Source organism: Bacillus sp. NEAU-242-2, from assembly GCF_027853835.1.
GTDB classification, from domain to species: domain Bacteria; phylum Bacillota; class Bacilli; order Bacillales; family Bacillaceae; genus Bacillus; species Bacillus velezensis.
Genome location: NZ_JAPNNY010000006.1, coordinates 77,216 through 102,371 on the forward strand (window position 1 = coordinate 77,216; position 25,156 = coordinate 102,371).

General features: G+C 45.4%; 29 protein-coding genes, 7 tRNA genes and 3 pseudogenes. 6 read left to right on the forward strand and 33 right to left on the reverse strand.

The genetic code is table 11. The features are described 5' to 3' along the window. Positions 1–11: 11 nt before the first annotated feature. The 5 genes and pseudogenes from OWN49_RS16690 to OWN49_RS16710 all read right to left on the reverse strand — a co-directional run. Positions 12–377 (reverse strand): annotated as a pseudogene (locus tag OWN49_RS16690) (BCCT family transporter); the annotation flags it as partial. A gap of 634 nt (positions 378–1,011) precedes the next feature. Further along, complete coding sequence (locus OWN49_RS16695; protein WP_176283128.1) at positions 1,012–1,806, reverse strand: alpha/beta fold hydrolase; 795 nt, start codon at positions 1,804–1,806, stop codon at positions 1,012–1,014. Positions 1,807–1,920: 114 nt separating this feature from the next. Then, positions 1,921–2,045: pseudogene (locus OWN49_RS16700) on the reverse strand (IS1595 family transposase); the annotation flags it as partial. Then, on the reverse strand, positions 2,017–2,145 hold the full coding sequence (locus OWN49_RS16705; RefSeq protein WP_229153749.1) for a hypothetical protein: 129 nt from the start codon (positions 2,143–2,145) through the stop codon (positions 2,017–2,019). The gene OWN49_RS16705 and the pseudogene OWN49_RS16700, both read right to left, overlap by 29 nt. After that, a pseudogene (locus tag OWN49_RS16710) lies at positions 2,102–2,257 on the reverse strand (tetratricopeptide repeat protein); the annotation flags it as partial. The gene OWN49_RS16705 and the pseudogene OWN49_RS16710, both read right to left, overlap by 44 nt. A 687-nt stretch (positions 2,258–2,944) precedes the next feature. On the opposite strand from OWN49_RS16710, the gene OWN49_RS16715 reads away from it, so the two are divergent. Next, positions 2,945–3,394 carry a hypothetical protein gene (locus OWN49_RS16715; protein WP_069448575.1) on the forward strand — a complete coding sequence of 150 codons (450 nt, stop codon included), beginning with the start codon at positions 2,945–2,947 and terminating at the stop codon, positions 3,392–3,394. 505 nt (positions 3,395–3,899) lie between these two features. On the opposite strand, the gene OWN49_RS16720 is transcribed toward OWN49_RS16715, so the two are convergent. The 8 genes from OWN49_RS16720 to OWN49_RS16755 form a co-directional block, all read right to left on the reverse strand. Further along, positions 3,900–3,983, reverse strand: a tRNA-Leu gene (locus OWN49_RS16720). A gap of 68 nt (positions 3,984–4,051) precedes the next feature. Further along, positions 4,052–4,133: transfer RNA gene (locus OWN49_RS16725), tRNA-Leu, on the reverse strand. A gap of 8 nt (positions 4,134–4,141) precedes the next feature. Further along, positions 4,142–4,217, reverse strand: a tRNA-Lys gene (locus tag OWN49_RS16730). Between the two features lie 33 nt (positions 4,218–4,250). Further along, positions 4,251–4,325: transfer RNA gene (locus tag OWN49_RS16735), tRNA-Gln, on the reverse strand. Positions 4,326–4,336: 11 nt separating this feature from the next. Further along, positions 4,337–4,411, reverse strand: a tRNA-Glu gene (locus OWN49_RS16740). Between the two features lie 19 nt (positions 4,412–4,430). Further along, positions 4,431–4,521 (reverse strand) — tRNA-Ser (locus OWN49_RS16745). Between the two features lie 4 nt (positions 4,522–4,525). Then, positions 4,526–4,600, reverse strand: a tRNA-Asn gene (locus OWN49_RS16750). Positions 4,601–4,735: 135 nt separating this feature from the next. Then, positions 4,736–5,185 carry a SprT family protein gene (locus OWN49_RS16755; RefSeq protein WP_014304406.1) on the reverse strand — a complete coding sequence of 150 codons (450 nt, stop codon included), beginning with the start codon at positions 5,183–5,185 and terminating at the stop codon, positions 4,736–4,738. Between the two features lie 99 nt (positions 5,186–5,284). Here OWN49_RS16755 and cmpA point away from each other — a divergent pair, with 99 nt between their 5' ends. Beyond that, positions 5,285–5,398, forward strand: coding sequence for a cortex morphogenetic protein CmpA (gene cmpA, locus OWN49_RS16760; protein WP_003156164.1), 114 nt, complete (start codon positions 5,285–5,287; stop codon positions 5,396–5,398). Positions 5,399–5,407: 9 nt separating this feature from the next. On the opposite strand, the gene OWN49_RS16765 is transcribed toward cmpA, so the two are convergent. The 14 genes from OWN49_RS16765 to acpS all read right to left on the reverse strand — a co-directional run bounded on the left by OWN49_RS16765 (position 5,408) and on the right by acpS (position 16,180). Beyond that, positions 5,408–7,567 carry a Tex family protein gene (locus OWN49_RS16765; protein ID WP_070081402.1) on the reverse strand — a complete coding sequence of 720 codons (2,160 nt, stop codon included), beginning with the start codon at positions 7,565–7,567 and terminating at the stop codon, positions 5,408–5,410. A gap of 72 nt (positions 7,568–7,639) precedes the next feature. Beyond that, a complete protein-coding gene (locus OWN49_RS16770; protein WP_003156170.1) occupies positions 7,640–8,242 on the reverse strand; it encodes a PP2C family serine/threonine-protein phosphatase in 603 nt (200 codons plus the stop codon). Continuing rightward, the gene (gene sigB, locus OWN49_RS16775) at positions 8,242–9,030 is read right to left on the reverse strand and encodes an RNA polymerase sigma factor SigB (protein WP_003156171.1); all 789 of its coding nucleotides are present in this window, start codon (positions 9,028–9,030) and stop codon (positions 8,242–8,244) included. The genes OWN49_RS16770 and sigB overlap by 1 nt, the downstream gene beginning before the upstream one ends. Next, complete coding sequence (rsbW, locus tag OWN49_RS16780) at positions 8,996–9,478, reverse strand: anti-sigma B factor RsbW (protein WP_003156173.1); 483 nt, start codon at positions 9,476–9,478, stop codon at positions 8,996–8,998. The genes sigB and rsbW overlap by 35 nt, the downstream gene beginning before the upstream one ends. Further along, positions 9,475–9,804: an anti-sigma factor antagonist RsbV gene (gene rsbV / locus OWN49_RS16785; protein WP_003156176.1), complete on the reverse strand. Its 330-nt coding sequence runs from the start codon at positions 9,802–9,804 to the stop codon at positions 9,475–9,477. Before rsbV ends, rsbW begins: the two co-directional genes overlap by 4 nt. Before the next feature lie 63 nt (positions 9,805–9,867). Further along, on the reverse strand, positions 9,868–10,875 hold the full coding sequence (locus OWN49_RS16790) for a PP2C family protein-serine/threonine phosphatase (protein WP_003156177.1): 1,008 nt from the start codon (positions 10,873–10,875) through the stop codon (positions 9,868–9,870). An 11-nt stretch (positions 10,876–10,886) separates the two neighbouring features. Beyond that, positions 10,887–11,288 carry an anti-sigma regulatory factor gene (locus OWN49_RS16795; RefSeq protein ID WP_003156178.1) on the reverse strand — a complete coding sequence of 134 codons (402 nt, stop codon included), beginning with the start codon at positions 11,286–11,288 and terminating at the stop codon, positions 10,887–10,889. A gap of 2 nt (positions 11,289–11,290) precedes the next feature. Further along, entirely contained in the window at positions 11,291–11,656 is a 366-nt protein-coding gene (gene rsbS / locus OWN49_RS16800; RefSeq protein ID WP_003156180.1) for an RsbT antagonist protein RsbS, read from the reverse strand. 4 nt (positions 11,657–11,660) lie between these two features. Continuing rightward, on the reverse strand, positions 11,661–12,482 hold the full coding sequence (locus OWN49_RS16805; protein ID WP_003156182.1) for an STAS domain-containing protein: 822 nt from the start codon (positions 12,480–12,482) through the stop codon (positions 11,661–11,663). A gap of 117 nt (positions 12,483–12,599) precedes the next feature. Next, entirely contained in the window at positions 12,600–12,950 is a 351-nt protein-coding gene (gene ndoA, locus OWN49_RS16810; protein WP_003156187.1) for a type II toxin-antitoxin system endoribonuclease NdoA, read from the reverse strand. A gap of 5 nt (positions 12,951–12,955) precedes the next feature. Continuing rightward, the gene (gene endB / locus OWN49_RS16815) at positions 12,956–13,237 is read right to left on the reverse strand and encodes a type II toxin-antitoxin system antitoxin EndoAI (RefSeq protein ID WP_003156188.1); all 282 of its coding nucleotides are present in this window, start codon (positions 13,235–13,237) and stop codon (positions 12,956–12,958) included. Positions 13,238–13,356: 119 nt separating this feature from the next. Further along, positions 13,357–14,526, reverse strand: a complete 1,170-nt coding sequence (gene alr / locus OWN49_RS16820; protein WP_077721837.1) for an alanine racemase — start codon at positions 14,524–14,526, stop codon at positions 13,357–13,359. A gap of 116 nt (positions 14,527–14,642) precedes the next feature. Then, positions 14,643–15,650 carry a LolA family protein gene (locus tag OWN49_RS16825; RefSeq protein WP_003156191.1) on the reverse strand — a complete coding sequence of 336 codons (1,008 nt, stop codon included), beginning with the start codon at positions 15,648–15,650 and terminating at the stop codon, positions 14,643–14,645. 164 nt (positions 15,651–15,814) lie between these two features. Then, entirely contained in the window at positions 15,815–16,180 is a 366-nt protein-coding gene (gene acpS, locus OWN49_RS16830) for a holo-ACP synthase (RefSeq protein ID WP_071392104.1), read from the reverse strand. Positions 16,181–16,272: 92 nt separating this feature from the next. Between acpS and OWN49_RS16835 the strand changes: the two genes are divergently transcribed. Then, positions 16,273–16,872: a rhomboid family intramembrane serine protease gene (locus OWN49_RS16835; protein ID WP_003156193.1), complete on the forward strand. Its 600-nt coding sequence runs from the start codon at positions 16,273–16,275 to the stop codon at positions 16,870–16,872. Here OWN49_RS16835 and OWN49_RS16840 read toward each other — a convergent pair. The 5 genes from OWN49_RS16840 to OWN49_RS16860 all read right to left on the reverse strand — a co-directional run bounded on the left by OWN49_RS16840 (position 16,869) and on the right by OWN49_RS16860 (position 23,266). Then, entirely contained in the window at positions 16,869–18,335 is a 1,467-nt protein-coding gene (locus tag OWN49_RS16840) for a PH domain-containing protein (protein ID WP_077721835.1), read from the reverse strand. The two genes, OWN49_RS16835 and OWN49_RS16840, sit on opposite strands and share 4 nt — an antisense overlap. Further along, positions 18,325–18,804 (reverse strand): PH domain-containing protein, encoded by a 480-nt coding sequence (locus tag OWN49_RS16845; RefSeq protein ID WP_003156195.1) that lies wholly within the window; start codon positions 18,802–18,804, stop codon positions 18,325–18,327. The genes OWN49_RS16840 and OWN49_RS16845 overlap by 11 nt, the downstream gene beginning before the upstream one ends. A 114-nt stretch (positions 18,805–18,918) precedes the next feature. Beyond that, positions 18,919–20,403 (reverse strand): degradosome RNA helicase CshA, encoded by a 1,485-nt coding sequence (cshA, locus tag OWN49_RS16850; protein ID WP_003156196.1) that lies wholly within the window; start codon positions 20,401–20,403, stop codon positions 18,919–18,921. Between the two features lie 330 nt (positions 20,404–20,733). Continuing rightward, positions 20,734–22,104 carry a UDP-N-acetylmuramoyl-tripeptide--D-alanyl-D-alanine ligase gene (locus tag OWN49_RS16855; RefSeq protein WP_176283127.1) on the reverse strand — a complete coding sequence of 457 codons (1,371 nt, stop codon included), beginning with the start codon at positions 22,102–22,104 and terminating at the stop codon, positions 20,734–20,736. A gap of 76 nt (positions 22,105–22,180) precedes the next feature. After that, positions 22,181–23,266: a D-alanine--D-alanine ligase gene (locus OWN49_RS16860; protein ID WP_003156199.1), complete on the reverse strand. Its 1,086-nt coding sequence runs from the start codon at positions 23,264–23,266 to the stop codon at positions 22,181–22,183. Between the two features lie 153 nt (positions 23,267–23,419). Here OWN49_RS16860 and OWN49_RS16865 point away from each other — a divergent pair, with 153 nt between their 5' ends. Then, a complete protein-coding gene (locus tag OWN49_RS16865) occupies positions 23,420–23,737 on the forward strand; it encodes a thioredoxin family protein (protein WP_003156200.1) in 318 nt (105 codons plus the stop codon). On the opposite strand, the gene OWN49_RS16870 is transcribed toward OWN49_RS16865, so the two are convergent. Further along, on the reverse strand, positions 23,734–24,627 hold the full coding sequence (locus OWN49_RS16870) for a cation diffusion facilitator family transporter (protein WP_077721833.1): 894 nt from the start codon (positions 24,625–24,627) through the stop codon (positions 23,734–23,736). The genes OWN49_RS16865 and OWN49_RS16870 overlap by 4 nt on opposite strands. 212 nt (positions 24,628–24,839) lie before the next feature. Here OWN49_RS16870 and OWN49_RS16875 point away from each other — a divergent pair, with 212 nt between their 5' ends. After that, positions 24,840–25,019: a Fur-regulated basic protein FbpA gene (locus OWN49_RS16875; RefSeq protein WP_003156203.1), complete on the forward strand. Its 180-nt coding sequence runs from the start codon at positions 24,840–24,842 to the stop codon at positions 25,017–25,019. Continuing rightward, positions 25,006–25,152 carry a Fur-regulated basic protein FbpB gene (gene fbpB / locus OWN49_RS16880; protein ID WP_003156206.1) on the forward strand — a complete coding sequence of 49 codons (147 nt, stop codon included), beginning with the start codon at positions 25,006–25,008 and terminating at the stop codon, positions 25,150–25,152. The genes OWN49_RS16875 and fbpB overlap by 14 nt, the downstream gene beginning before the upstream one ends. Positions 25,153–25,156 lie beyond the last annotated feature (4 nt).

Genomic DNA, 25,156 nt, shown 5'->3' on the forward strand with positions numbered 1-25,156 from the left:
AATCCACATTATACAAGCGCATAAACGGTCCGAGCATGCAGTCCCAGAATGTATAGCGTAATGCTTCTCTAAAAGTCTGGGGGTTTCTGTTTCACCTGATGGAGAGCTAACGGCATAGTGGCTGATTGGTTCAACTGTACCTTAAAAGACTAGACTAATATCCATATCAGCGCCAAATAACATTGTAAACCAGGAAAAAGGATGAAATTCAGTGTTTTCGCTGGTTTCCTTAACTTATTTTTGCCGATTGGGCTAAAAATAATACAAGAAGCAACAAAAAGAGAAACAGCCAACAGATAATACCAGCCAAAACGGTTAGTGACATATCCTCGGGCTGCGGTTGGTATTTTCTGCAGACTATTTGGAGAAATGATTCCCCTTCATACAGCTCTATTGTGAATATGATCACAATCGATAAAAAACTTTATTTCTTAAAAGTATCCTAAACCTTTATTTTAGTTCTTCCATTACGTCTTCCAATATGTTTATTATAAGATTGAGGTCGTTCCTAAGAATTATTTACTGATTCTATCTTTATTACCCCACAATCAGGTGAAACAAAACACTATAAACGTAGCATACCTTTTTAAAATCTGACAAGCCCAACAGGGTGGTAGAAACCCGGCTAAAGCCAAGCTAGTCAATGGATAGAAGAAATTTTTTTGTTTTTCCCAAGGAATAACCGTCTGCGTTTAATCTAGCCCAATTAGAAAGAAAAAGAGCAGGAGTAATCCTGCTCTTTCATTCAAAACTTTAATTTGTATGACGAATTTCGTATACCTTTTCGACTTTTCTTACCTATTAATCAGTATGCAGACTACAACAGAAATAAGTAGCACCGGGTATGAAATAATGGTTTTATTTTTAATCAATGATTAAATTACCCTCAATGACAGTAAATACTAATAATTACTAAACATTATAGGAAACCCCAATATTCCTTATCTTAATTATTGTTTAATTAATTGGGATTGTAACAGTAAAACTCACACTTATAGAAAGTTATACCAATCAAAAATTTTCCGACTCAAGTCTGTTTAACCAGTTGTGAACCAATGAATTAAATACATCGGTTTGTTCGATTTGCAGGTTGTGACCAGCCATATCAAGCACTGCAAAAGTTGCCCTTGGGTAATCTTCTATTAATCGCCATGCATCGTGGTATCCGACTACATTGTCCTGACGCCCTGTGATAATTAGCGTGGGATACTCAAGTTTAGATGAAATATCGAAGGTAAACCCATATCCATTTTGACGAATGTTGTTTACGAATTCATAATTTGTTTGTTTAGATGGAAGTAAAATTTCATCTCGAAACCTCTCCCATTCAGTTTTACCTTGCACAATCCCCATAGAGCAAAATTCATACGCTTCCTCTGAAGACAAATGTGATATCAAGTCGCTGTCTCTTTTTAGAACAGTCTTCTGCGGTACTACCCTTTTATCGAATTCGGGTATAGTTAATGGTGCCATCAGCAGTAATCCACGAACTGTTTCCTTACGTGAACGAACGATACCTCTGGCAATGTACCCTCCATATGAATTACCACAAACAATAAACTGTTGATCAGGAATAATCTCGTCCAAAAGACGCAATATCGCTTCTAAAACATCATCAGAGTTCTGAATAGACGGTTGTGGCTTAGAATGTCCCATACCTGGTAAGTCTATGTATATTCTCTTCCAACCGCTTCGTTTCTCGAATAACGGTTCCATTGCATGTAACATCACCTGATGGTCAAGTGTCCAACCATGCAACATAACGATCGGATATCCATCTCCAATTACTTTATGGTAAATCGACATGTATTTGTTCCCCTTCCCTGTAATCCTAATGTTTCGATATGAACATTTAATCCTTTCATGCATTTATCACAATTTTAACAAACTTTTAACTGAACTTGGTAAGTTGAACAAGGGTTATACATTGAATTTCGACAATCGCAAACTGTCATATGTGTCCGTCATATTAAAAGAATCTGTTTAATGTGTTGTTTAGTGCTTTCGTTACTGCGACTATCGACAAATAAGAACCAAGCAAAGTATTGTCCAGATACGTTGAGTATTTTGATCACTTTGCAAATAAGTGATTGAAAATACACTACCTAAAATCACTGCAGCCAATAGAACCCGGCTGATTTTCATCAATCATCTCCCCTTTTTTAATTTTCGTAGAGAACATTAAATTTCCTCGTTCATGAAAATAATCAGCGACTTCAATCGAAAAACCTTCAACATCAGCAAACATTCTCCCCGAAGTCTTGGTTTTCTTCCCATGCTTAGCAGCACTTTCTCTACTTTTGTAAATTGGAGTTTGAGGCATTAGTAGCTAACTATAAATGATGAAAATATTTGTGCGATGTCTACTGCAGATGACTTACTTTAGGTAAGTGGGCAGTAGATCATTTAAAAATAAGCGCAAAAAAATACCAAGGATCTCTCTATTACCCTTGGTATTATTGAGATGCGGCCGAGAGGACTTGAACCTTCACGGGTTATTCACCCGCTGGGCCCTCAACCTAATGAAAACGTATCAAGTATTACATAAACCTTATAAATAAAGCATTCTTTATCTTCATTTCCACCTGTTTTCAAAAATCACTGAAAATATTACCTTTAAATTTGTAATTTCAGCTAAGACCTAAGAAACCACTAACAAGAGAAGTAATGCAGTCTCGCCCACTAGGTGCGATAGTTTTTGCGTTTTGCGGGTATCGGAAAATCTTTGCTAGTAGCAGTGCCTCAATAAGAAGATCGCAATTTCCACTTACCTAGCTATATCAAGGTTTACTTGTCTGATTTGGGATGTTTGGGGTACAAAAGTTGAGTTACAAACATTATTATCCAAAAGAACGTTTACTGTAATTATTTTACATGGTATTATTTGTATTGTGCATATGGAATATGTATGTGTAATAAATGAAATTAAAAGGAGTGCTTGATCGTGAATCTTAAATCCATTTTCAAAGGAGTAACATCGACTCTGATAGCTGGTGTAATTGTTGGAACTTGTACTATACCTGCTTTTGCGGAGTCGACTACAAGTGTATCGCCGAAAAATTATGCAGTTAAAAGTGGGGTATTCAAAGCTCTAGACAAGGAGGTTTCAGAGGGCTCTGTTGATCAATCAAGCTGGAGTCGGGAGTTCGAATTAGATGAGAATGACGGAGCACAAGTAAACTTCTGGATTTCAAATAACGGAAGTAATGACATAAAAATATCAATTGATGGAAAAGTCTCAAGAACCATCGCACCAGGCAAGCAAGGCAACATTTCTGCCGAGGTTAAAAATGGTTGGTTTGGTTGGACATACAATTACACATTTACAGCTTCACCAACGGCTCAAGGTGGCAGTGTTAAGATGAAATATAAAATTGCCCAAAGAAATAATTAACGAATTACGGAAAGGTAATCACTCATTACCTTTCCGTAATTTCATCATTTTTTAGTTTTACAAATAGATCCTTATTTTCTGTAATTTGGAGATAAATTCACTCCAGGTTGTTCATCTTCTCTTTTTCTAGAAATAAAAGGTTTTTGTATTAAATCCTATATGATGCAAATCAAACCGATTAGTAATTACTTTTCTCCAATTTTCTGCTCCTGCTTTTCTTGCTCTTTTCCCCTCAGCCTTATGAAATATTATCATGTCCTATATTTAAGGGTTATACAGCGCTCATTATCATTATTTACACCTTTTTTGATGTTTTTTCATATTTTCTGGACAGTAAATGGGAGTAAAGAAACCTTGACCACTCACCAAGATAAGTAAAAAAAAAACGAAGGGCATCAAACTAGACGACTTACTATAAGTAACTGGGCAGTAAGTGGGCAGTAACAGACAAATTTCTATAAACAAAAAAATACCAAAGGTAGTTAAACCCTTGGTATCATTGAGATGCGGCCGAGAGGACTTGAACCTCCACGGGTTATTCACCCACTAGGCCCTCAACCTAGCGCGTCTGCCATTCCGCCACGACCGCGTGCTATGAAGCTGTCTTTCCACTAAGCATATAAGCTAGTGATGATGATCATCACTTTGAAAAGAAAGTGCGGGTGAAGGGACTCGAACCCCCACGTCGTAAGACACTAGATCCTAAGTCTAGCGCGTCTGCCAATTCCGCCACACCCGCGTGACAAGTGGTGAGCCATGAAGGACTCGAACCTTCGACCCTCTGATTAAAAGTCAGATGCTCTACCAACTGAGCTAATGGCTCGCTCTAAAAGTGATTCAAAAATTTTAAATAAAATGGCTGGGCTAGCTGGATTCGAACCAACGCATGACGGAGTCAAAGTCCGTTGCCTTACCGCTTGGCTATAGCCCAACGAAGGTAAATGGTGACCCGTACGGGATTCGAACCCGTGTTACCGCCGTGAAAGGGCGGTGTCTTAACCGCTTGACCAACGGGCCGTCTGGTTGAGAACTTATCTGGCGGAGAAGGAGGGATTTGAACCCTCGCGCCGCTTACGCGACCTACACCCTTAGCAGGGGCGCCTCTTCAGCCACTTGAGTACTTCTCCATAATGGCTCCACAGGCAGGATTCGAACCTGCGACCGATCGGTTAACAGCCGATAGCTCTACCACTGAGCTACTGTGGAATAATCAGACTTTCTTCATTATAAATGATGCGACATATTGTGTCAATAAGCAACATTTATTTTTTTGAGAAAGTATCGTTGTCTCTCAACGACTTTTATAATTTAACACAGATCATTGAGATGAGTCAAGCCTTTTTAAAAAATTCTTTTGATTTTTCCTCTGCATTTTCCGCAGGCATATCTTTCCGGGTTCATTGCCCGCTTCTTTATATACTGTTGGCCGCAAGCCTCGCATCTATACATATATGTTTTCTTTTGTGTCTTTTTGGTTTGCAGCGGCGTGCAGAATCTTGGCGCTCCGACTTTCTGAAGCAGGTCTCTGAAATCTTTGTCTCTGTGCTTGTACCCTTTTCCCTCAAGATGAAGATGATAATGGCACAGCTCGTGTTTGATGATGCCTATCAGCTCGCTCTGCCCGTGTTCGAGCAGATATTTGCGGTTTAATTCGATGTTATGGGAAGACAGCATGTAGCGGCCGCCTGTCGTTTTCAGCCGGTCATTGAAAAAGGCCCGGTGACGGAACGGCTTTCCGAAATCCTGTGCAGAGATGTCTTCCGTCAGCTTTTGAAGTTGTTCGTTATCCATATGTGCACCCCGCTTTAAAAACATTGAACGGGACAATTCACCGTTCGCATACAATGTGTTAAAACCGACCTCTAACTAAAAGCTGAGGAGGAATGAGCCATGCCGAATTGGCTGATGAAACAAATGCAAAAAGCGTTTTTAGAAAAGGACAATTACCAAATCAAACTGCTGAACCAGTGCTGGTATTTCTACAGAAAAAAACACTGCTCGTAAGCAGTGCTTTTATTTTACCATAGACAGCGACACTCTGCCTTTTTGCACGTCCACCCCTTCGACCCATACGGTGACGATGTCTCCGACCGATACGACGTCGAGAGGATGTTTGACGAATTGATTGCTCAGTTTTGAGATGTGCACAAGCCCGTCCTGCTTGACGCCGATATCGACGAAAGCGCCGAAGTCCACAACGTTGCGGACGGTGCCCTGCAATTCCATTCCTTCCTTTAAATCCTCAAGCTGCAGAACGTCTTTTTTCAGCAAAGGCTTCGGCACTTCGTCACGGGGATCTCGCTCCGGCCTTGTCAGCTGCCCGCAAATATCCGCAAGCGTAATCTCCCCTATACCGAGCTCTTCAGCCGTTTCAGAAAGCGGCAATGCGCTTATTTTCTCTTTTGCGTCCGCGCTTCCGATCTGATCCGCAGTGAGCTGCAGTTTTTTGAGCAGCGCCTTTGTCTCTTTATAGCTTTCCGGGTGTATCCCGGTGCGGTCGAGCGGCTCCCGTCCTCCGGGCACTCTCAAAAAGCCGATGCACTGTTCATATGTTTTTGCGCCGAGACGCGGGATTTCTTTCAGCTCTTTGCGGTTTGTAAATTTTCCGAGCTCTTCCCTTTTTTTAACGATATTGCCGGCAACGGTTTTGGATAACCCGGCTACATATTGAAGCAGCGCGGCTGATGCTGTATTGACATTCACCCCGACTTGGTTGACGACGGTCTCTACGACAAAACGGAGAGATTCGTTTAAATGCTTTTGGCTGACATCATGCTGGTATTGCCCGACACCGACGGATTTAGGATCAATTTTCACAAGCTCGGCCAGCGGGTCCTGCAATCTCCGCGCGATGGAGACGGCGCTGCGCTCTTCGACCTGAAAATCCGGAAATTCCTCACGGGCGATTTCTGATGCGGAATACACGCTTGCTCCGGCCTCATTGACGATGACATAATAAATGTCCCGCTCTGTTTCTTTCAGCACATCAACGACGAATTGCTCTGTCTCCCGTGATGCCGTGCCGTTTCCGATCGCCACAACCTCGACTTCGTACCGGTCCAGCAATTCTTTGATTTTTTTTCGGGCTTCCGCTGTCTTTTTGACGGGAGCGTGCGGGTAAATGACGTCGATTTTCAGCACTTTTCCCGTCTCATCAACGACTGCCAGTTTGCACCCCGTACGGAAGGCCGGATCGACGCCGAGCACGACTTTTCCCTTCATCGGCGGCTGCAGCAGGAGCTTACGCAGGTTTTCAGCGAAAATATGGATCGCCTGGGCGTCTGCTTTTTCTGACAGCTCTTTGCGGATGTCACGCTCAATAGCCGGCTGGATCAGGCGCTTGTAACTGTCCTCAATGGCTTCTTTCAGCGTTTCTTTCACAGGTGTTTCACGGTGTTTGATGATTTGCTTTTCTAAATAAGCTTTTATCTGATCGGCGGGCGGTTCGATCGCAATCTTTAAAATGCCTTCTTTTTCACCGCGGTTCATCGCAAGCACTCTGTGAGGAACGACCTTTTGGATCGGCTCTTCGTACTCGTAGTACATTTCATAGACGTTTTTCTCGTCATCTGCGGCTGACTTGCCTGCCGCGGAAGTGAGAATTCCTTTTTTATACGTTTCCTGGCGGATCCACTTTCTGAAATGAGGATCATCCGAGATTTGTTCGGCTATGATGTGCTTCGCGCCTTCAATGGCTTCCTCTCTTGAAGCGACTTCTTTTTCTGCACTGATATATTGATCAGCGACGTCGTGAAGGCGGTTTTCTTTCGGGAGAGAAAGAATATAGTCCGCAAGCGGTTCAAGGCCTTTGCTTTTGGCGACGGTGGCTTTTGTTTTCCGTTTTTGTTTGAAGGGGCGGTATAAATCCTCGACTTCCTGAAGCTTCACCGCTTGCTCGATTTTTTGCTTCAGTCCGTCCGTCAGCTTGTCCTGCTCAGAGATCAATCTGATGACTTCCTCTTTCCGCTGCGTCAGGTTTTGTATGTATTGCCACCGCTCGGAGATTGCCTGAATCTGCACCTCGTCCATTGAGCCGGTCTGCTCTTTTCGGTACCGCGCAATAAACGGGACGGTATTGCCGTCTTCCAGCAGGCGGATGACACTTTCGACATGTTTTTGGGATAACGCTGTTTCTTCAGCAATTTGTTTTTTCAAAAGGGCTAACGTTTCCATATCACAAAAGCCTCCATCTCTTCTTTCTTTCTCTAGTGTATCAAAAAACGGCGGAACATAAAAAAAGCAGCCTTACGATAAAAGCTGCCCGAGAATATAGGTCAAATCATCACGTCTGGATGTTGTGTACGGATGAAGTGATTTTGATATTTCTTCTATTGAGTGTCCCTGCTTTAAGCAGGTGCGGATATGCGGAACCTCAAGCCCATCCGTGTAGATGATGAATGTCGCCCCTTTTTCGTATGATGACGTATACGTTTTGTATCTTTGCGGTTTGCCTGAGAGGTAACCCGAAATCGGCAGCGGATGAAAGACTTCGCCTGATGGGGAGTGCAGGAAGAAACGGACGTTGCCGATCGAGCAGTATGTCAATTCCCTTTTGATGAAATTGATTTTTAAGATGGAGGCAGTCGCCCCTCTTTTGTTTTTCATCGCTTGATTGCAGCGCTCAATGATGCTTTCCACATCCTCATCCGCATACGTTTCCACGATGTCTTTAATGGCTGACGAGGATTCGTTGGCAAGAGATCCGCTGCCGAGACCGTCCGCTACCGCGCAAACTAATTCTTCTTCATTCGCCTTCATAAAAAAGCTGTCGCCGCATATGGACTTGCCTTCTTTATTTAATTGGTATACGAGAGTTTGAACATGTTCATTTTCTTCAACCTGAATCATTACATTAGCTCCATGGAGGGATCTCCAATCAAGGCCTCTCTCAGTTTTTTCACCGCTTTCCGCTGCAGGCGCGAGACGTGCATTTGAGATATTCCGAGAATGTCCCCTGTTTCTTTTTGGCTTTTATTTTGCACAAATGTTAGATCGATAATCTGTTTTTCGCGGTCGGACAGCACATGAAGCACGCTTTTGATCATCATCTGCTGGTTGACGCGTTCGTATCCTTCCTCCTGCGACCCGACGATATCTAAAATCGTGACGGTGCTTCCGTCCGCATCCGCTTCGATGCTGTGATCGACAGAAAGCGCCTGATAGCTTTTTCCCATCTCCATCGTTTCAAGCACTTCCTCTTCTGACACATCGAGAAAGGCTGCGATTTCTTCGACTTTCGGCGACCGCTGCGTCTCTGTCGTCAGCTGATCCACCGCCATTTTAATGCGCGGACCGAGTTCTTTAATCCGTCTCGGGACGTGTACGCTCCATGTTTTATCTCTGAGGAAGCGTTTGATCTCGCCGATGATGGTCGGAATCGCAAATGCTTCAAAGGATTTGCCGACCTCGGGATCATACCGTTTAATGGCTCCGAGAAGTCCGATCATCCCGACCTGGCGGAGGTCTTCGTGAAAGCTTTTTCCTTTTGAATATTTCTTTGCCAGCATTTCGACGAGATTGGTATACACCTCGACGAGTGTTTCCTGGGCTTCTTTATTATCATGTGTTTGAAAGTCGCGTATGAGCCGATCAACTTCATCTTTAGTTAGTTTCGTAGTTTTTGATGGTTGTGCCATGATCAACTCGCTCCCCATTTAAATACTTTGTCATCGCCACGGTTACGCCAGAGTTGCTTTGAACTTTGACTTCATCCATGAGCGTTTCCATTAAATACAGACCGAGCCCTCCTTCTGACAATTGATCGACTGTGTGCGAAGGTGTGTACGGCCCGAGATCCTGCTGCTTCTGATCAAAATCAAAGCTGTCTCCCTGATCGGCGACAATGACCTCCAGCCGATCCTCAAACACACCGAACCGCACGGATACTTCTCCCTTATTTTCATCTTTGTATGCATGCTGGACAGCGTTTGTACAAGCTTCGCTGACAGCGATTTTCAAATCTTCAATGTCATCATAGGTATAGCCCATTCTGCTGGCGACTCCTGATAACGTAAGCCTGACGATTCCTACATATTCCGGTTCGGCCGGAATTTTCATCTCTATATAATCAACTGATGTACTCATTGCACGCCACCTTCTGACTTTGCCGAAATGTCGATGATGTCCTTAAGCCCCGTAATTTCAAACAGACGGACGAGCCGGTCGGAAAGATTCTCAAGCTTCAGAGAGCCGCCTTCCTTGCTCACCGTTTTAAACACGCCTACAAAAACGCCTAAACCCGTACTGTCCATATAGTTTACATCTTTTAAGCAGATTCTCATGTCCTTCCCCTCGTTTGCCAGGGGCATCAGCTTTTCACGAACCACCGGAGCTGAGTATACATCGATTTCTCCAGCGATATTGATTTGTATATCTGAAAGATTCTCCTTCATATCTACCGTTAAATTCATCGTATCACCTCTGAAAGTTATCCTTACTCGTGCTAATGGCTTTTTACCCGTGCTGCTGTTTTTTTAAACCTTTCTTTTCAAAACAATTAACGTAAAATCGTCATGAAGCTGAAAGTCCTGAAGTCTCAGCAGGCTGTCGTAAATATTTTTGACCATATCCTGCGCGGAGCAGTCCATATGTTCTTCCAGCATGCGCTGAATGTCGCTGCGTTCTAAGAAACCGTTTTCGGTGCGGCATTCGGTGACGCCGTCAGAAAAAAGAACGATCATGTCTCCTTCGTCCATGTGCTGTTCATATTGGCTGTAATCAAAATCCTGGGAAATTCCCAGCACCAATCCTTTTGCCTCCAGATCATAAAACTTTTTTTCTTTTTCAGAGTAGTAGAAGCCCGGTTCATGCCCCGCAGAAGCATATGTAAATTGGTGATTTTTCGTATTGTAGTTTGCGTAAAACATGGTGATAAACATGCTTGAGTCCACGTTCTGTTCTACAACGCGGTTAAGATTTTTCAGCACTTGGGAGGGGTGAATGCCGATCTCCGGAAGAGAGTCCATGGCATACTTGATCATCGACATGCACAATGCGGCGGGTATTCCTTTTCCGATGACATCGGCTATCGCGATGTTAATCGATTCCTTGTCTTTGACAAAGTGATAATAGTCCCCGCTCATTTGCTTGGCGGGGACGCTGATCGCCCCGATATCCAGTTCTTCTTCTTCAGGAATTTTTGTGCCCAGCAGCGTCTGCTGAACATTTGCGGCAATTTCAATTTCTGAACGAAGCTCCTGCTGGATATCTCGCAGACTTTGGTGTTCCTGATAAGCCATCCCGTAGCCAATCATGACTTCTATTAAAAAATCCAGCGAATGAAAAACATCTTCCGGCAGATCCGGATACAGTTCCTTTACCACTTTTCGGTGGATGCTGATGATCTCCTCCGGAGGAACCTGATGTTCAATCGTTTTTCGGCTGAATTTTTGGGCTTGATATAAAGATGTTTCTGTTAATTCGGCTATATATCGGCTAAGCAGCTGATGATACCGCTGCTCTATAACCTCCCTGAAATCCACGTTCTAACCTCCTACCGAAGCCATTTTACGGCTTGAATCTCTGTTCCTTCCTCTGCAACAGATTGCAGGCTGAATTCGTCCATCAGCCTTTTGACGCCCGGAAGTCCCGCTCCCAGTCCGCCTGACGTTGAAAAGCCGTCTTCCATCACTTTACGGATGTCGGGGATTCCGGGTCCTTTGTCTTCTGCTATAATTTTAAGGCCTTTTTTCCCTCTGTCGTTTACTTGTTCTATGCTGACCTGGCCCTTGCCTGCATATAAGTAAATGTTTCTGGCCAATTCTGAGATAGCCGTCGTGATTCTGGCCTGGTCCACCGTGCCGAAGCCTAATTCCTTCGCAACGTTGCGGCCAAGCTGTCTGGCGGCTACGATATCCCATTCTGTCATGATTTTCACACAGGATTGGTCGTTCATCGCTATTCCCCCAATTCCCGCTTCAATGTCTCAAGCCCTTGCTCTAAATCGAGCGCCGTTTCGATTTCCTCAAGTGAGATTCCGAGTTCAATCAATGTGACCGCCACAGCCGGCTGAATTCCCGTCAATACGACCTTTGCACCCATCAATTTAGACATGGTGATGACATCGCCGAGCACTTTCGCGATAAATGAATCGATCATGTCAACGGATGTCAGGTCAATGACGACCCCGTTTGCGCCGGTTTCATAGATTTTGTTCAGCAGATCTTCTTGAAAATGCAAAGCTGTCTGGTCGTCAAGCTCCCATTGGATGGATACCAATAAGCAGTTATACAGTTTCAGGATCGGGATTTTTGGATGTCTCACAATGTTATTCCCCCAATGAAACGATTTTTCGATTTGTCATTTCAAGCGCTGTTTGAATTCCTTTTTGAAGGGTATTCTTCGTAATAACCTGCGACAAATCAATTCCCAGATTAACGATCGTCTGCGCGATTTCCGGACGGATTCCGACGAGCAGACATTTCGCGCCGACAAGCCGCACCGCTTCTGATGCCTGAATAATATGGTGCGCCACCATCGTATCAACGACCGGCACGCCCGTAATATCAATTAATACAACCTGTGAACGGTGCTTTACGACGCCGTTTAACAGATTTTCCATAATATGCTTTGCACGCTCCGTATCAATCGTCCCGACAAGCGGCATGACCGTTACATGCTCAAATACCGGGATCAGCGGAGCCGACAATTCCTGAAGCGCGATTTTTTGCAAAGTAACCGTTTTTTCCCAGGAGATAGAATACTGATTTAAAATTTCCGTGTTGATCGGATTGAAAAAGCTGTCTATTTCCAAAATCAAATCTGCTCTGTCCTGATCGGCCATATTAAGGTCGACCATCGTTTCGTAAAGCAGTTTCCAAAACTCTGACAGGGTGGCTGAAAGAAGTTTCAGCGACAGGCCGAGCTGAACGGCGCGCAGTGCGAGTTCACTGATCTGCTCTTCCGTAGCCTCGTCATTTTTTGTCGATAATAAAAGAATGTCTATATAGTCTTTACAAATATTTTCACATATGTGATTCGTAAGCTGATAGTCTTCCTGATTGCCTACTTCTTTTAGTTTGGCTGTCCAAGTATCAAGCAGTTCATCATGCTGATCAATAATGAACTGATACACTTTCTGATTCGACATGGGTTTCACTGACCTCCCGACACAAAACAACAAATTTTGTTTGATTATCTCTTTATTATAGCGCTTATGTTTTTCGAAAACAAAAAAAGTTGCTCTATATGAGCAACCAAAATATGACTAAAAATCAATGAGTGCCAAACTGATTTGCAGGGCTTCATCAACCTTATCCATCATTTCATCATCCAGATGAGTTATTTTATCCGTTAATCTTTGCTTGTCAATCGTCCGAATTTGCTCCAGCAAAATAACGGAATCTCTTTCAAAACCGTAGCGTTTTGCATCAATTTCGACGTGGGTTGGTAATTTCGCTTTCTGTATTTGGGCTGTTATGGCTGCAACAATAGCAGTCGGGCTAAAGCGATTTCCGATATCATTCTGGATCACTAAAACCGGGCGTACGCCGCCTTGCTCTGAGCCAACAACAGGAGATAAATCAGCAAAATAAACATCGCCGCGCTTTACAATCAAAATGATTATCCTCCGCTGACTAAGCGCTCAACGGTCGTTTCTGCTTCGCACTCAGCATAGTGAGCCTCAGAAGAGATATTCAAGTTGATTTTCGCCATTTCCATATACCCGCGTCTCATCAAATCACGGTTATGGCGAGTCGTCCGTTCGCTGACATACGCTCTCACTGCTTGTGATATCAGTTCGTTTCTGCTTCGTTTCTCCCGCATCGCTACACCATCCAATTCAGCTACTAAGTTTTCGGGCAAGCTGATTTTCATTTCGGTTCTTGCGCTGGATTCAGACAAAAAACATACACCTCCACCAAACTTACGGATACGACCAATTCATCCATCCAGACATAATGATACCATTATTCAAACGTCAAGCAAAGCTGTTTTATAAATTCTCTTTTTCCGGATGACGGCTACTTGTTTGTATTATCTTGCAGTAAAGGATTTCTTACTTCCATTATACTCTCATTTTCCAAAAACATACGGGGAACGCGGGAACTAATGGTACAAGGGACCTCGTAATTAATCGTCTCAAGCCGCCCTGCGATTTCATCCATCGTGATCGTTTCTTCCTTCTGGCTGCCGATCAGGGTGACTTTGGTGCCCGGCGGATAAGAGTGATCTAATTCGACCATCAATTGATCCATGCAGATTCTTCCCGCGATGTTCATCCGTTTGCCGCCGATCAGCACAGACGTGCCGCTCAGCTTGCGGAGCCACCCGTCTGCATAGCCGATGGGAACCGTTCCAATCCATTGATCCTTCTCTGCCGTATATGTTGCGCCGTAGCTGACGCTTTCCCCTTTGCGGATCTTTTTCACATGGGATAACACAGAGTGCAGCGCAAAAGCCGGCTTTAATTGAAACGGAATTTCGCTTTGGATGTCAGCAGAAGGACGAAGCCCGTACATACTGATGCCGAAACGAACCGCGTTAAAGAAGCCTTTTTTAAGGCGAAGTCCGGCGGCGCTGTTCGCGCAGTGCACCATCAATTCTTTTAAAGGGAGCGGAGCGATCAATGTTTTAAAGCGGTCAAACTGGAAGAGGAAATAATCTCTGTTTTTCTCATCCGCGGTAGCAAAATGGGTGAATACACCTTTACAGACTAAACCGGGATTTTGGCTGAGGATTTTTAACACGCTTTGGATTTCTTCCTCCGTTTTGACTCCGAGTCTGTTCATGCCGGTGTCGACTTTCAGATGAAACGGCAATGTGGCACCTCCGAGGTGGCGCGCAGCTTCCTGAAGCCATTCAACAGAATACCCCGTGAGTGTTACGTCATACTCGGCAGCTGCTTGTACATATTCGGGCGGCACGGCGCCAAGCACGAGAATCGGCGCTGTAATGCCCCGTTTTCTCAATGAAATCGCTTCATCCAGTATGGCTACGGCAAGACAAGAGGCACCCGCTTCAAGCGCGGCTTTCCCAACTTCCAAATCTCCGTGGCCGTAAGCGTTCGCCTTTACAACCGCCATGAGATGGACGTTTTGCCCGATGTGTTTTTTCATATGCGTGACATTTTCTTTAATCGCGGACAGGTTGATTTCCGCCCACGTTTCTCTGTAAAAGGATGCTGTGTTCATTCGATACACTTCCTAGCATTATTTTCAATTCATATTGTTATTATCATACTAAAATTATTCTGCAAAGTGAAATGGAATCAAAAAAGAGACCGACAGCGGCGGCCTCTTTTTTGACATTATTTTGACGACTGTCCCTGCATGCTTTTAGCGGCGGCCACCATTTCATCTTTTGTCAGATCCTGTGATGACAGAAGATAATCGACTCCGTCATATGTCCACGTTAAAGACGTATCAGATAATGCGGCCACCGTGAAGCCGAGATTAACCGGTTCGCCTTTCAGCGTGACGGCAGAGGCGGCTTTTGCGATATGGGCTTTTTCTTGAATAAGGGTGAAGGATTTTTCTCCGCCGTAAGTCATGACGATCCGTTTGCCGTCCGCCGTTGAAATATCTTTCTCTTCAAGCTTTTTGACGCCGGCCGGCACTTGAAGCGGTGTTTTGACCGCAAATGAATCAGACGGCTTGGCGCTTGTGGCGACGTCCATCTGGGAAAGCGTCATATTTTTCTTCTCGTCAAAAGAGTCTTTATCAAACGGCTTGTTGAATTCAAAGCTTTTGAATTCGACTTTTACCATCACTTTCCGGTCTGTATCCATCACTTTGACGAGCGACGGGCTCATGTCCTTTTTGTTGAAAGTGATTTCCTGAGTCGGCAGCATTTTGTTGTGCTGATAGTTTGTTTTTGTTTCAAACGTGTACTTTTTATCTTTGGCGGAATAGACGGCGTCTTTGTCATGCTGCACGTCCTTTACAAGTGACTCAAACAAATATACTTGGCTGCTGTTATTCGGCCAATCGCTTTGGAACCTGAAGCTCTTATTTAAAGACGGCGTAAGGACAAAGACTCCGTTGGCGTTCCGTAAAATGACTTGGTTTTGGTCTTTTTTCGGATTTTCCAGATAGACCCGGTACAGGGAAGGTTTTTTATGCCAGATTTCCACATTGTATACTTGCGGATCACTCCCCGTCTGAATGGTCATTTTGGCTTTCGCTTTGTACGAGGTGTATTCTTTCGCCTTCTTATCTAAACCGTTCACGATATCTTCCTGTGATTTTTGGCCGCAGGCCGAAAGAATAAGGACGGCAAGCAGTCCCGTTAAAAGCAAAACAAAGCTTTTTCTCACCTTTTTTCAACCCCTTCTTCTCAATTGATGTAAAGGGAAGAAATCGCTTGTTTGACTTTAACGGTACGCCCTGAACGGACGGACGCGTACCATAAAAGCCTCAAACAACTTGTCTCCCTTAATGCACTATCAAATATATGAAGGGGTTTCGGCTAATATGCAGACTAGCGTGACAACCTTTCAATCACGACCTGTGCCGCGGCGTATTCTTTTGTATGGGTAATGGAGACGTGAACCGCCGCGCCGTCCAGCTTGGCGCAGGTCAGCACCGGCTTGCCCGCCGTGTCGTTTCCGGTTTCAATATCCTGAAAGCTGAGCTCTTTGCCGATACCTGTGCCGTATGCTTTCGAAAAGGCTTCTTTTGCCGCAAATCTTCCCGCGAGAAATTCAATTTTCCTTTTATCCGACAGCAATGTAAAACGGGCGTATTCAGCCTCCGTCAATATTCTTTGCGGAAACCTCGCCTGCCGGCTCATCATGTTTTCAATTCTGTGCAGTTCAACGATGTCGATTCCGATTCCGAAAATCATGTGAATTCCTCCTAAAAGTCCGTACTAAAAAACGGTTTATGTCATAAACGTGTTACTATATATGTAACAAATCAGATGCAAAGGGGCTTGCGATGTTTATACGTACGGAAAATTTCCAGACTTTTATCAGACGTTATCCGGCCGTCAGCTGTATCTTGGCGCTGCAGGCGTTCTTGTGGCTGTTTTTCAGTATGCCGCTTCATTCCGTCATGATGTGGTCAGATGCAGTGACCGGCTATAATTACGGCGTTTCCTCGGGAGAATGGTGGCGGCTGGTGACACCGATGTTTTTACATGCGAATTTCACTCACCTTTTGTTTAACTCCATGTCTCTCTTTTTATTCGCGCCCCCGCTGGAGCAGATGCTCGGAAAAGTCCGTTTTTTGATTGTGTACATCGCATCGGGCATTATCGGCAATATCGGCACGTATCTTGCCGAACCGCTTGATTATGTGCATGTCGGCGCATCCGGCGCGATCTTCGGACTTTTCGGCGTGTATGTGTTTCTGACTGTTTTCCGCAAGGAGCTGATCGGCCGGGATCAGTCGAAAATGATTATGACCCTGCTTATCATCGCGGTACTGTCGACGTTTATCAATTCTAATATTAACATTATGGCGCATTTGTTCGGATTGGCAGGCGGATTTTTGCTTTCCTTTTTATGCGTGCAGCAAAAAAAGCGGCGGTATTAACCGTCCGCTTTTTCATATGAATACCAGCGCCCGATGCGTTCGGCATCTTCCTCGCTGACATCCTTCAGCATGACATGCTCCATGTGGTGAGCTGATTTCACTGCGGTAGCCACAGATGCGAGCCGCCTTCTTTTTTGCAGAAAGGAGCGGCTGACTTCAAACATCTGCATTCTTCTTCTCAGCATAATCGTGGTCGTCTTCCCGATCAGCCGTGTGGTGAGCTGCAGCCGGCCGCCGTTTAAGCACCATGACGCGCTCTTAAATGAGGCGTAGCCCAGCACCAGTTCGACGGGAAGCACAAGGAGCGATGCATATCCCCACGGTTTAAACAGAATACAAAGCGGAATGATCACGAAAACCGAGAAGATAACGGAGCGGAATAAATACCGGCGCAGCGCCCTTTTCGGCAAATGATTCCTGTTTTCTTCCAGTACGTAATCCGGTGTGAAACCGTTCAGCATCACACCGAGCTTTGATTTGCGGATGATCGGAAACAGAATCGTCTGAGCTCCTTCTTTCTCATTCCCCGCACTTCCGGCGCTGACAATCGCAACCGTCGCGTATCCGAATAACTGCCTGATCACATTTTCTTTAATTTTAATGGCTTGGATTTTACGGAGCGGGATCGTCACTTGATGTTTTTCAATAATTCCTCTCGTAATGACCAATTCGTGTTCCTTTTTTTCTATCTTAAAGTTGGCATGCTTGATCATCATACCGGCGATGCTTAACAGCCAGGCGATGAACAATCCTATGAAAATGATCACGGCGTATATGCCGATGCTCGCATGCTTGAGAAAGGAAAACCTGTCATAGAGCCAGTCCATCGGAAGTACTTCATCAATCTGAGAAAAGAGGGCGAATACCGCTGAGATGATGACACCGATCCCCCCGGATGTTGAGGCGGCCATAAGCAGCTCACCCACAGACAGGCGGTAAACGGATTGCACATCTTCCCCGCGCATCGGCTCCTGCTCCGCTGCGGTCTCCCCTCGTTCTTCTTGCTCCGCTTTTTGCTGAAAAACAGCCGCTCTGATCCGTTCCGCCTCTTCCACCGTAATGGCGGATAAGACAGCCTCGGCGTCTTTCCCGTCGCCGGCCGTTTCGATTTGAAGCTTAACAAGCTTAAACAGCTGCTGAATGATGCCGGCACTCGTATTCATTGATTGAATCCGGTCAATGGAGATGTATCTCTTTTTCGTAAAAAACAAGCCTTCTTCAATTCTGAATTCTCCGTCCTCAATCCGGTATGTAAATTTTCTCCACTCGATCACACTTGCCGTAATCAGCCAGATAAGCAGGACGGCGAGCGCAATGCCTCCGTAAAAGCGGATGAAGTGGTTGGAATTAACAATATAGACGAGAAAAAATGGCAGAATAATGTTTTTAATGGTTTCGATAATAATATGGAATAAGTTCAAAATCACGGCCGCCGGGTGCAGACGTTTCGGCTCAGACATCATCTTCCGTCACCCTTGCCAGACGGGAAATGGAATCCCTCAGCCGGTCAGCTTCCTCCATATCAAGCGCCGGAATGGAATGAACGGTTGCCGCCGTGGAGATTTTGACTGAGGCCAGACGGTACCTTCTGAGGAGCGGGCCTTGTGAAGTATCTACGTGCTGCACCCTCACCATCGGCACAATGACCCGTTTGACTATAAAAATGCCGGATTGAATATCAATTTCATTTTCATGGACCTCATAGCGCCAGATCCTGTGCCTGATTTTCGGTATGGCATAGACGGATATCACTGAACCGATGACCCAAATGATGCCGAGGACTCCGGTGATCCAATACGGCCAATGGAAGAAATGGCTTAAAACAGCTGCTGCTATAACGGCCAGAAGACAGAAGGCGGACAGGATGATTTCCTGAAGACGCCAGACTTTTAAGCCGCTTGGACTGATTCGATTTTTTGGCTGTGCTCTCAACATACCTACCTCCCATTTTTATCATACATACAAATACGGCTGATTTGCAAAAAAGATTCACTTTCCGGCATATCAAAAAAAGCGGACCCCGTAAAAGGGTCCGCTTCCAGTGTTTTAGTAAGATTTTTTCTGGCGTCTGTCACCTGAAGAACGGCGGTCGCTTGAGCGTTTTTTATCGTAGGAAGAACGGTTGTTGTTTTTCCCTTTGCCGCCGCGGTAGCCGCCGCCTTGGCCGTCTCTGCGCTTAGAAGTACGCTGGTTTTTATAGCGTTTGCTGACCATCGGCGCTTCATCAGTGAGGCGTACAGGCGTGCTGTCCGGCTCTTTTGTCGCCATTTTAATGGCTGCAGCCACAACTGTCACTGCATCATGATCTTCTAACAATTCCGCAGCTGCCGTCATGTAGAAGTTCAGGTTGTTTTCGCTGATCGCCGTACGCAGACGGTCAACCGTCACCTGCTGCTGACCTTCTAATGCTTCGTCAAGCGTCGGCTCTTTCATGCGGTCCATTTTGCGTTTTGTCGTTTGTTCGATCGCGCGAAGCATGTTTTTCTCACGCGGTGTGATAAACGTCATCGCCATACCCGTTTTTCCTGCGCGTCCCGTTCTTCCGATACGGTGAACGTAACTTTCAGGATCTTGAGGCACGTCAAAGTTGTAAACGTGGGTAACACCTGAGATATCAAGTCCGCGGGCAGCAACGTCAGTCGCTACAAGCACTTCGATCGCACCTTCTTTAAACTTGCGGAGCGCTACCATACGCTTCGCCTGCGTTAAGTCGCCGTGAATTCCTTCAGCCGCATATCCGCGAAGGTTCAGCGCTTCCGTCAATTCGTCAACACGGCGTTTTGTACGGCCGAATACGATCGCTAGTTCCGGAGACTGAATGTCAAGAAGACGAGTCAGCGTATCGAATTTTTTGCGCTCCTGCACTTCCAAGTAGAACTGCTGAATGTTGGACACAGTCATTTCTTTCGCTTTTACTTTTACGTGTTCCGGCTCAGTCATGAAACGCTCTGCGATCCGTTTGATCGGCGCAGGCATTGTTGCTGAGAATAAGAGCGTTTGGTGGTCGCTCGGCACGTTTGAGAGAATGGATTCAATATCATCAATGAATCCCATGTTCAGCATTTCATCAGCCTCGTCCATGACAACCGTGTTCACGTTGTTTAAACGGATCGTGCGGCGGTTGATATGGTCAAGAAGACGCCCCGGCGTACCTACGATGATATGCGGGTTTTTCTTCAATGCGCGGATCTGACGTCCGATATCCTGACCGCCGTAAATAGGCAGCACTTTCGCACGCTTATCTTGTCCGATTTTATATAACTCTTCAGATACTTGAATGGCTAATTCACGGGTTGGCGCGATTACGATTGCTTGAATATTAGGAGACTCGGGGTTCATTTTTTCAACAAGGGGTATACCGAACGCAGCTGTTTTACCTGTACCTGTTTGCGCTTGTCCGATGACATCTTTATTTAAAAGTCCGAGCGGAATCGTTTGTGCCTGAATCGGTGTTGCTTCTTCAAATCCCATACGATTGATTGATTTCATGAGATCAGAACTTAATTGGAAATCTTGAAACGTTATAGTCAAATTATTCAAACTCCTTCTGATTGCTGTTTCAGTAATGTCGTGATTTACCACTAAAAACTGCCCTTTCATCCAAAGGACAGGATCATACGTATACAAAGCCCGAATTACTTTACGTTTAATCTTACCATTACACTATGTGTTTTTCAATAAGGCGAGATGGTCAGGCGGCCGGAAGCGGCCTGACCGGATTCTTCCCGCGAACGAGGCCGGACCCCGCGCCGGACGGGATTTCCCAGCCGGCGGCCTTGCTTTTTCATACGGACAGAATTATTTCACCCTGAATTAGTTTCTTCATTTTTGTATATTTTTATGATGCTGATCGGTATTTTTTCAGTTCTTCTCTAATAAATCTTTAACGATTTCTTCGAGCTTCATACCTCTTGATGCTTTAAACAGAAGGAGATCGCCGGAAGCGGTCTTTTCCTGTATGGCGCAAAGCAGTTCTTTTTTGTCAAGATAATGGCTGACGCGCCCTTCTTCAAAATGCCGGCGCGCTCCGTCAGCGATGAATGCGCCGAGTGTGCCGTAAGTAAATACATGGTCGATTTCCGCCGGATTGATCGCAGCTCCGCATTCTTCGTGGAATGCTTTTTCTTCATCACCGAGTTCAAGCATATCACCGAGCACGAGCATTTTCTTCCGATAGCCTTTCATCGTTTCGATTAATTCGACCGCCGCTTTCATTGACGTCGGGCTCGCATTATACGCGTCGTTTACGATCGAGATGCCGTTGTCCGTTTTAACCAGTTCCAATCTCATCCCCGTCACCTTCAGGCGGCTCAGTCCCAGAGCGGCATTTTCCGGCGTAATGCCGAAATAGATGCCGGCGGCGTATGCAGCCATGGCATTCATCACATTATGTCTGCCGAGAATGGGAATAAAGAAAGAACGTTCGATCCCGTCGATATTGAAGTACGTGCCTTCTTCCGCCTGTTTTATTTCTTTCAGACGGAGATCATTGTCAGCGCCTGCGCCGTATGTCGTTGTCCGGCAAGTGTACGCCTTTTCGCGGAGCAGCGGCTCATCCCCGAAATAAAACAGAACACCGTCTTCCCGAAGTCCGTTTATAATTTCAAGTTTCGCCTCCGCAATTCCTTCTCTTGAGCCTAAATCCTGCATGTGGGATTCGCCGATATTGGTAATGACGGCAGCTTCCGGTTCAGCAAGACGGCTCAGAAAATCAATTTCGCCTCTCGCGCTCATTCCCATTTCTAAAACGGCGATTTCTGTATCTTCAGGCATGGCAAGCACGGTCAGCGGCAGGCCGATATGGTTGTTGAAATTGCCGGCGGTTTTGTGAACGCGGTACTGAGTGCCGAGAACGGCGTGAAGCATGTCTTTCGTTGTCGTTTTTCCGTTGCTCCCGGTCACCCCGATGACCCGTGTGCCGAGTTCTTTCAAATAAGCTTTCGCCAATGTCTGCAGCGCCTCCAGCGTGTCATCGACAAGGATGACAGCACGCTCTTCCGGCGGATTCGGTTCAGAGCGGTCCCACAACACCGCGGAAACGCCTTTTTCGAATGCTTGCGGCACAAAAGTGTGGCCGTTAAAATGCTCGCCTTTTAAAGGAATGAACAGCTGATTTTTTTCCAAAGTCCGCGTATCGGTTGCGGCGCCCTCAATCATTGTTTGTTCAAATACAGGATTTGTCAGTGTGCCTTTGACCATGTCGGCGATTCGTTTTACAGTTCGCTTTATCAAAGGTGGCACCTCGCTTTCTGAAAATGTTGTCTGTTACGGGAAAAGACACTGCCCCTTCAGGCAGTGTCCGTCTTCATTAAAATGTATGTTTAATCAGCTGTTTTTCGGCATGGCGTTCTTTTGCCAGCTCAACCAGCTGTTCGATCAGATCACTGTAATCTACGCCTGCTTCTTTCCAAAGCAGCGGGAACATGCTGAATGGCGTAAAGCCCGGCATTGTGTTCACTTCGTTAATGAGCACTTGACCGTCATTGGTCAGGAAGAAATCGGCGCGGACAAGGCCTGATCCGTCAATCGCTTTGAAGGCTTTAATCGCCATCTCGCTGATTTCCGCATATTGTTCATCCGTCACTTGCGCGGGAATCATTAAATCCGTGTCGCCGTCTTCATATTTCGCTTTGTAATCGTAAAAGTCGGTTTTCGGCGCGATTTCACCGACGGCGGAGCATTTCGGTTCGTCATTTCCGAGCACGCCGATTTCGATTTCTCTGCCGGCGATTCCTTCTTCCACCACAATTTTCCGGTCATACTCAAAAGCCAGTTCGAAGGCTTTTTCAAGCTCTTCACGGTTTCGGCATTTGCTGATTCCGACGCTTGACCCGAGGTTCGCCGGTTTGACGAAGCACGGATATCCCAGCTCCTCTTCAACCTGCTGTAAGCAGCTGTCCGGCGTCTGTTTCCAGTCCTTTTTTAAAAAAGCGGCGTACTTCGCCTGCGGAAGCCCCGCTTGAGCAAACAAATGCTTCATGATGACTTTATCCATGCCGGCTGATGATGCAAGCACGCCGTTGCCGACATAAGGAACGTTCAGCAATTCCAGCAGACCCTGAATCGTGCCGTCTTCACCGTTCGGTCCGTGGAGAAGCGGAAATACGACATCGATCGGCGCCTTTTCGTCAGGCGACGCTTCTGGAAACATTTCCCGGTTCAATGCTGATAGAGCGAAACTTTCACCGTTTTGTTCCAGCTGAAGCATTTTCACGTTGGAAACCGGCTCAGTCAGCAGCGGGCCTCTTTGCCATTCTCCTTTTTCAGTGATGTAAATCGGATGTATATCAAACTTCTCAGTATTAAGCGCTTTTGTTACAGCTAATGCTGTCTGCAGCGATACATTGTGTTCGGCTGACTTTCCGCCGTACACCAATCCTAGACTTGTTTTCAATGGATATTCCCCCCACAACAATTCATCTTTACTATCTTATCACTTTCCTCAGAAAATGATCTAATTATTTTTGGGCATTCTGAATATGAAAGCATTTGTATGTAATTCCTTTTTATTTTATATTAAAATGGCATGGAAAAGGAGATGTGTCATATGAAAAAAATCAGTACAACAGAACAATTTAATGAACTTATTCAATCCGACAAGGAAATCATCGTGAAATTTTTCGCTGACTGGTGCCCTGACTGCACGCGCATGAATATGTTCATCGGCGATATTTTGGAAGAATATAATCAAAATGATTGGTATGAGCTGAACAGAGACGAGCTCCCTGAGCTTGCCGACAAATATCAGGTAATGGGCATACCGAGCCTTCTGATCTTTAAAAACGGCGAAAAGAAAGCGCATCTTCACAGCGCAAACGCGAAAACGCCCGAAGAAGTCACAGAGTTTTTATCACAGCATATTTAATTCGTTTCACGATCTTTGTTTATGACTTCAGGCTCTACATGAACATGGACATGAGTCACATCATGTTCATGTTTTATTGCATATTCGACTTCATCGGCTACTTCATGGCCTTCTTTCACAGACAGTCCCGGATCTACCGTAATGACCATTTCCACATGAACCGTGCTCCCCAAATACCTTGCTTTCACATCCTTCAGCCTGCTGACCTCTTTTATTTCTTTCACTGTGTGTTTATACGGCTCCAAATCTTTCAGATCAAACCCGTCCGTTAATGAGTGGGAAGCATCTTTGAAGATGTCCCATGCCGTCTTACAGATGATAATTCCGATCAGAAAGGCAATGACCGGATCAATCCACGGCAGATGAAGCCGGGCCGTTAAGACGCCTATAAACGCCCCAATACTGACATAGGCGTCAGAACGGCTGTCTTTCGCCGCCGCCTGAAGCGCAGAACTTTTAACCCGATCCGCAAGACGGCTGTTATATACATACATGCCGTACATGACAATCGCGCTTCCGAGCGCCGTCCATGCCGCAATGAAGCTCGGCTCGGCCTCCGTTCCGCTGACAATCGCCTTTGCTCCTCCGATCAGCACTTCAATACCGACCGCCATCATAATAAAAGACGCAATTAATGAAGAAATTGTTTCAGCCCGATAATGTCCGTAGGCATGATCACTGTCCGCGGGGCGCTGGGAAATCCGGAGCCCGATCAGCACAGCCAGTGATGCGACAATATCCGTGGCATTATTTAACCCGTCCGCTCTGAGCGCTTCGGAATGATAAATAAGACCGATCACCAGTTTGACGGCGGCAAGGATGAGGTACGCGGCGATATTAAGAATCGCGCCTTTTTCGCCCCGTTTTAAGTTTGCCGTTTGATCATTCATGCAAGGACTCCTCCATTCTCATTCATAGTATGGATGGAAAAGCGGAAAAATAGCAGCTTTGATCTGACCAAATGCAATATTCGACAGCATTATTCCCCGGGAAACTTTTGTCGAAAAATTGGCGGTATTTTTCCTTTACATATGAATATGTCCATTGTATACTTTCATTAACTGATAATGATTCTCAATATCATTTGATTAGGAGGGTAATCATGAGGTCTTCTCCTCAGCTCAGATCATCCGTTGAAGGACGAAAAAAACATCTGATCCATTTGCTGATCAATAACGGAATATACAAAAAGTCGGAACGGCATTTATATGAATTATCGCTCGGAGAATTAGAAAGCGAATACAAATATGTAAGGAAGGTGCGGGCTCATGGCGAAACGTAAAATAAAAACATACGAACAGCTGATAAAAGAAAACAAGGCGGCCATTATGAATAATCAGAAGCTGATGAATGTGATCTATGACAGAATTGACCGCAAGCATCAAAAACTGCTCCGGCACAACAGCCATACATAAAAAG

Bases quoted from the DNA above. Each gene is read 5' to 3' on its own strand.
- acpS (WP_071392104.1), bottom strand. From the start codon at position 16,180: ATGATTTTCGGAATCGGAATCGACATCGTTGAACTGCACAGAATTGAA.
- OWN49_RS16840 (WP_077721835.1), bottom strand. From the start codon at position 18,335: ATGATGTCTGAGCCGAAACGTCTGCACCCGGCGGCCGTGATTTTGAAC.
- OWN49_RS16695 (WP_176283128.1), bottom strand. From the start codon at position 1,806: ATGTCGATTTACCATAAAGTAATTGGAGATGGATATCCGATCGTTATG.
- OWN49_RS16770 (WP_003156170.1), bottom strand. From the start codon at position 8,242: ATGATTCAGGTTGAAGAAAATGAACATGTTCAAACTCTCGTATACCAA.
- rsbW (WP_003156173.1), bottom strand. From the start codon at position 9,478: ATGAGTACATCAGTTGATTATATAGAGATGAAAATTCCGGCCGAACCG.
- cmpA (WP_003156164.1), top strand. From the start codon at position 5,285: ATGCCGAATTGGCTGATGAAACAAATGCAAAAAGCGTTTTTAGAAAAG.
- OWN49_RS16765 (WP_070081402.1), bottom strand. From the start codon at position 7,567: ATGGAAACGTTAGCCCTTTTGAAAAAACAAATTGCTGAAGAAACAGCG.
- alr (WP_077721837.1), bottom strand. From the start codon at position 14,526: ATGAACACAGCATCCTTTTACAGAGAAACGTGGGCGGAAATCAACCTG.
- rsbV (WP_003156176.1), bottom strand. From the start codon at position 9,804: ATGAATTTAACGGTAGATATGAAGGAGAATCTTTCAGATATACAAATC.
- OWN49_RS16795 (WP_003156178.1), bottom strand. From the start codon at position 11,288: ATGAACGACCAATCCTGTGTGAAAATCATGACAGAATGGGATATCGTA.
- OWN49_RS16870 (WP_077721833.1), bottom strand. From the start codon at position 24,627: ATGAATGATCAAACGGCAAACTTAAAACGGGGCGAAAAAGGCGCGATT.
- OWN49_RS16865 (WP_003156200.1), top strand. From the start codon at position 23,420: ATGAAAAAAATCAGTACAACAGAACAATTTAATGAACTTATTCAATCC.
- OWN49_RS16875 (WP_003156203.1), top strand. From the start codon at position 24,840: ATGAGGTCTTCTCCTCAGCTCAGATCATCCGTTGAAGGACGAAAAAAA.
- OWN49_RS16805 (WP_003156182.1), bottom strand. From the start codon at position 12,482: ATGTCGAATCAGAAAGTGTATCAGTTCATTATTGATCAGCATGATGAA.
- OWN49_RS16705 (WP_229153749.1), bottom strand. From the start codon at position 2,145: ATGAAAATCAGCCGGGTTCTATTGGCTGCAGTGATTTTAGGTAGTGTA.
- OWN49_RS16755 (WP_014304406.1), bottom strand. From the start codon at position 5,185: ATGGATAACGAACAACTTCAAAAGCTGACGGAAGACATCTCTGCACAG.
- OWN49_RS16835 (WP_003156193.1), top strand. From the start codon at position 16,273: ATGTTTATACGTACGGAAAATTTCCAGACTTTTATCAGACGTTATCCG.
- fbpB (WP_003156206.1), top strand. From the start codon at position 25,006: ATGGCGAAACGTAAAATAAAAACATACGAACAGCTGATAAAAGAAAAC.
- sigB (WP_003156171.1), bottom strand. From the start codon at position 9,030: ATGGCACAACCATCAAAAACTACGAAACTAACTAAAGATGAAGTTGAT.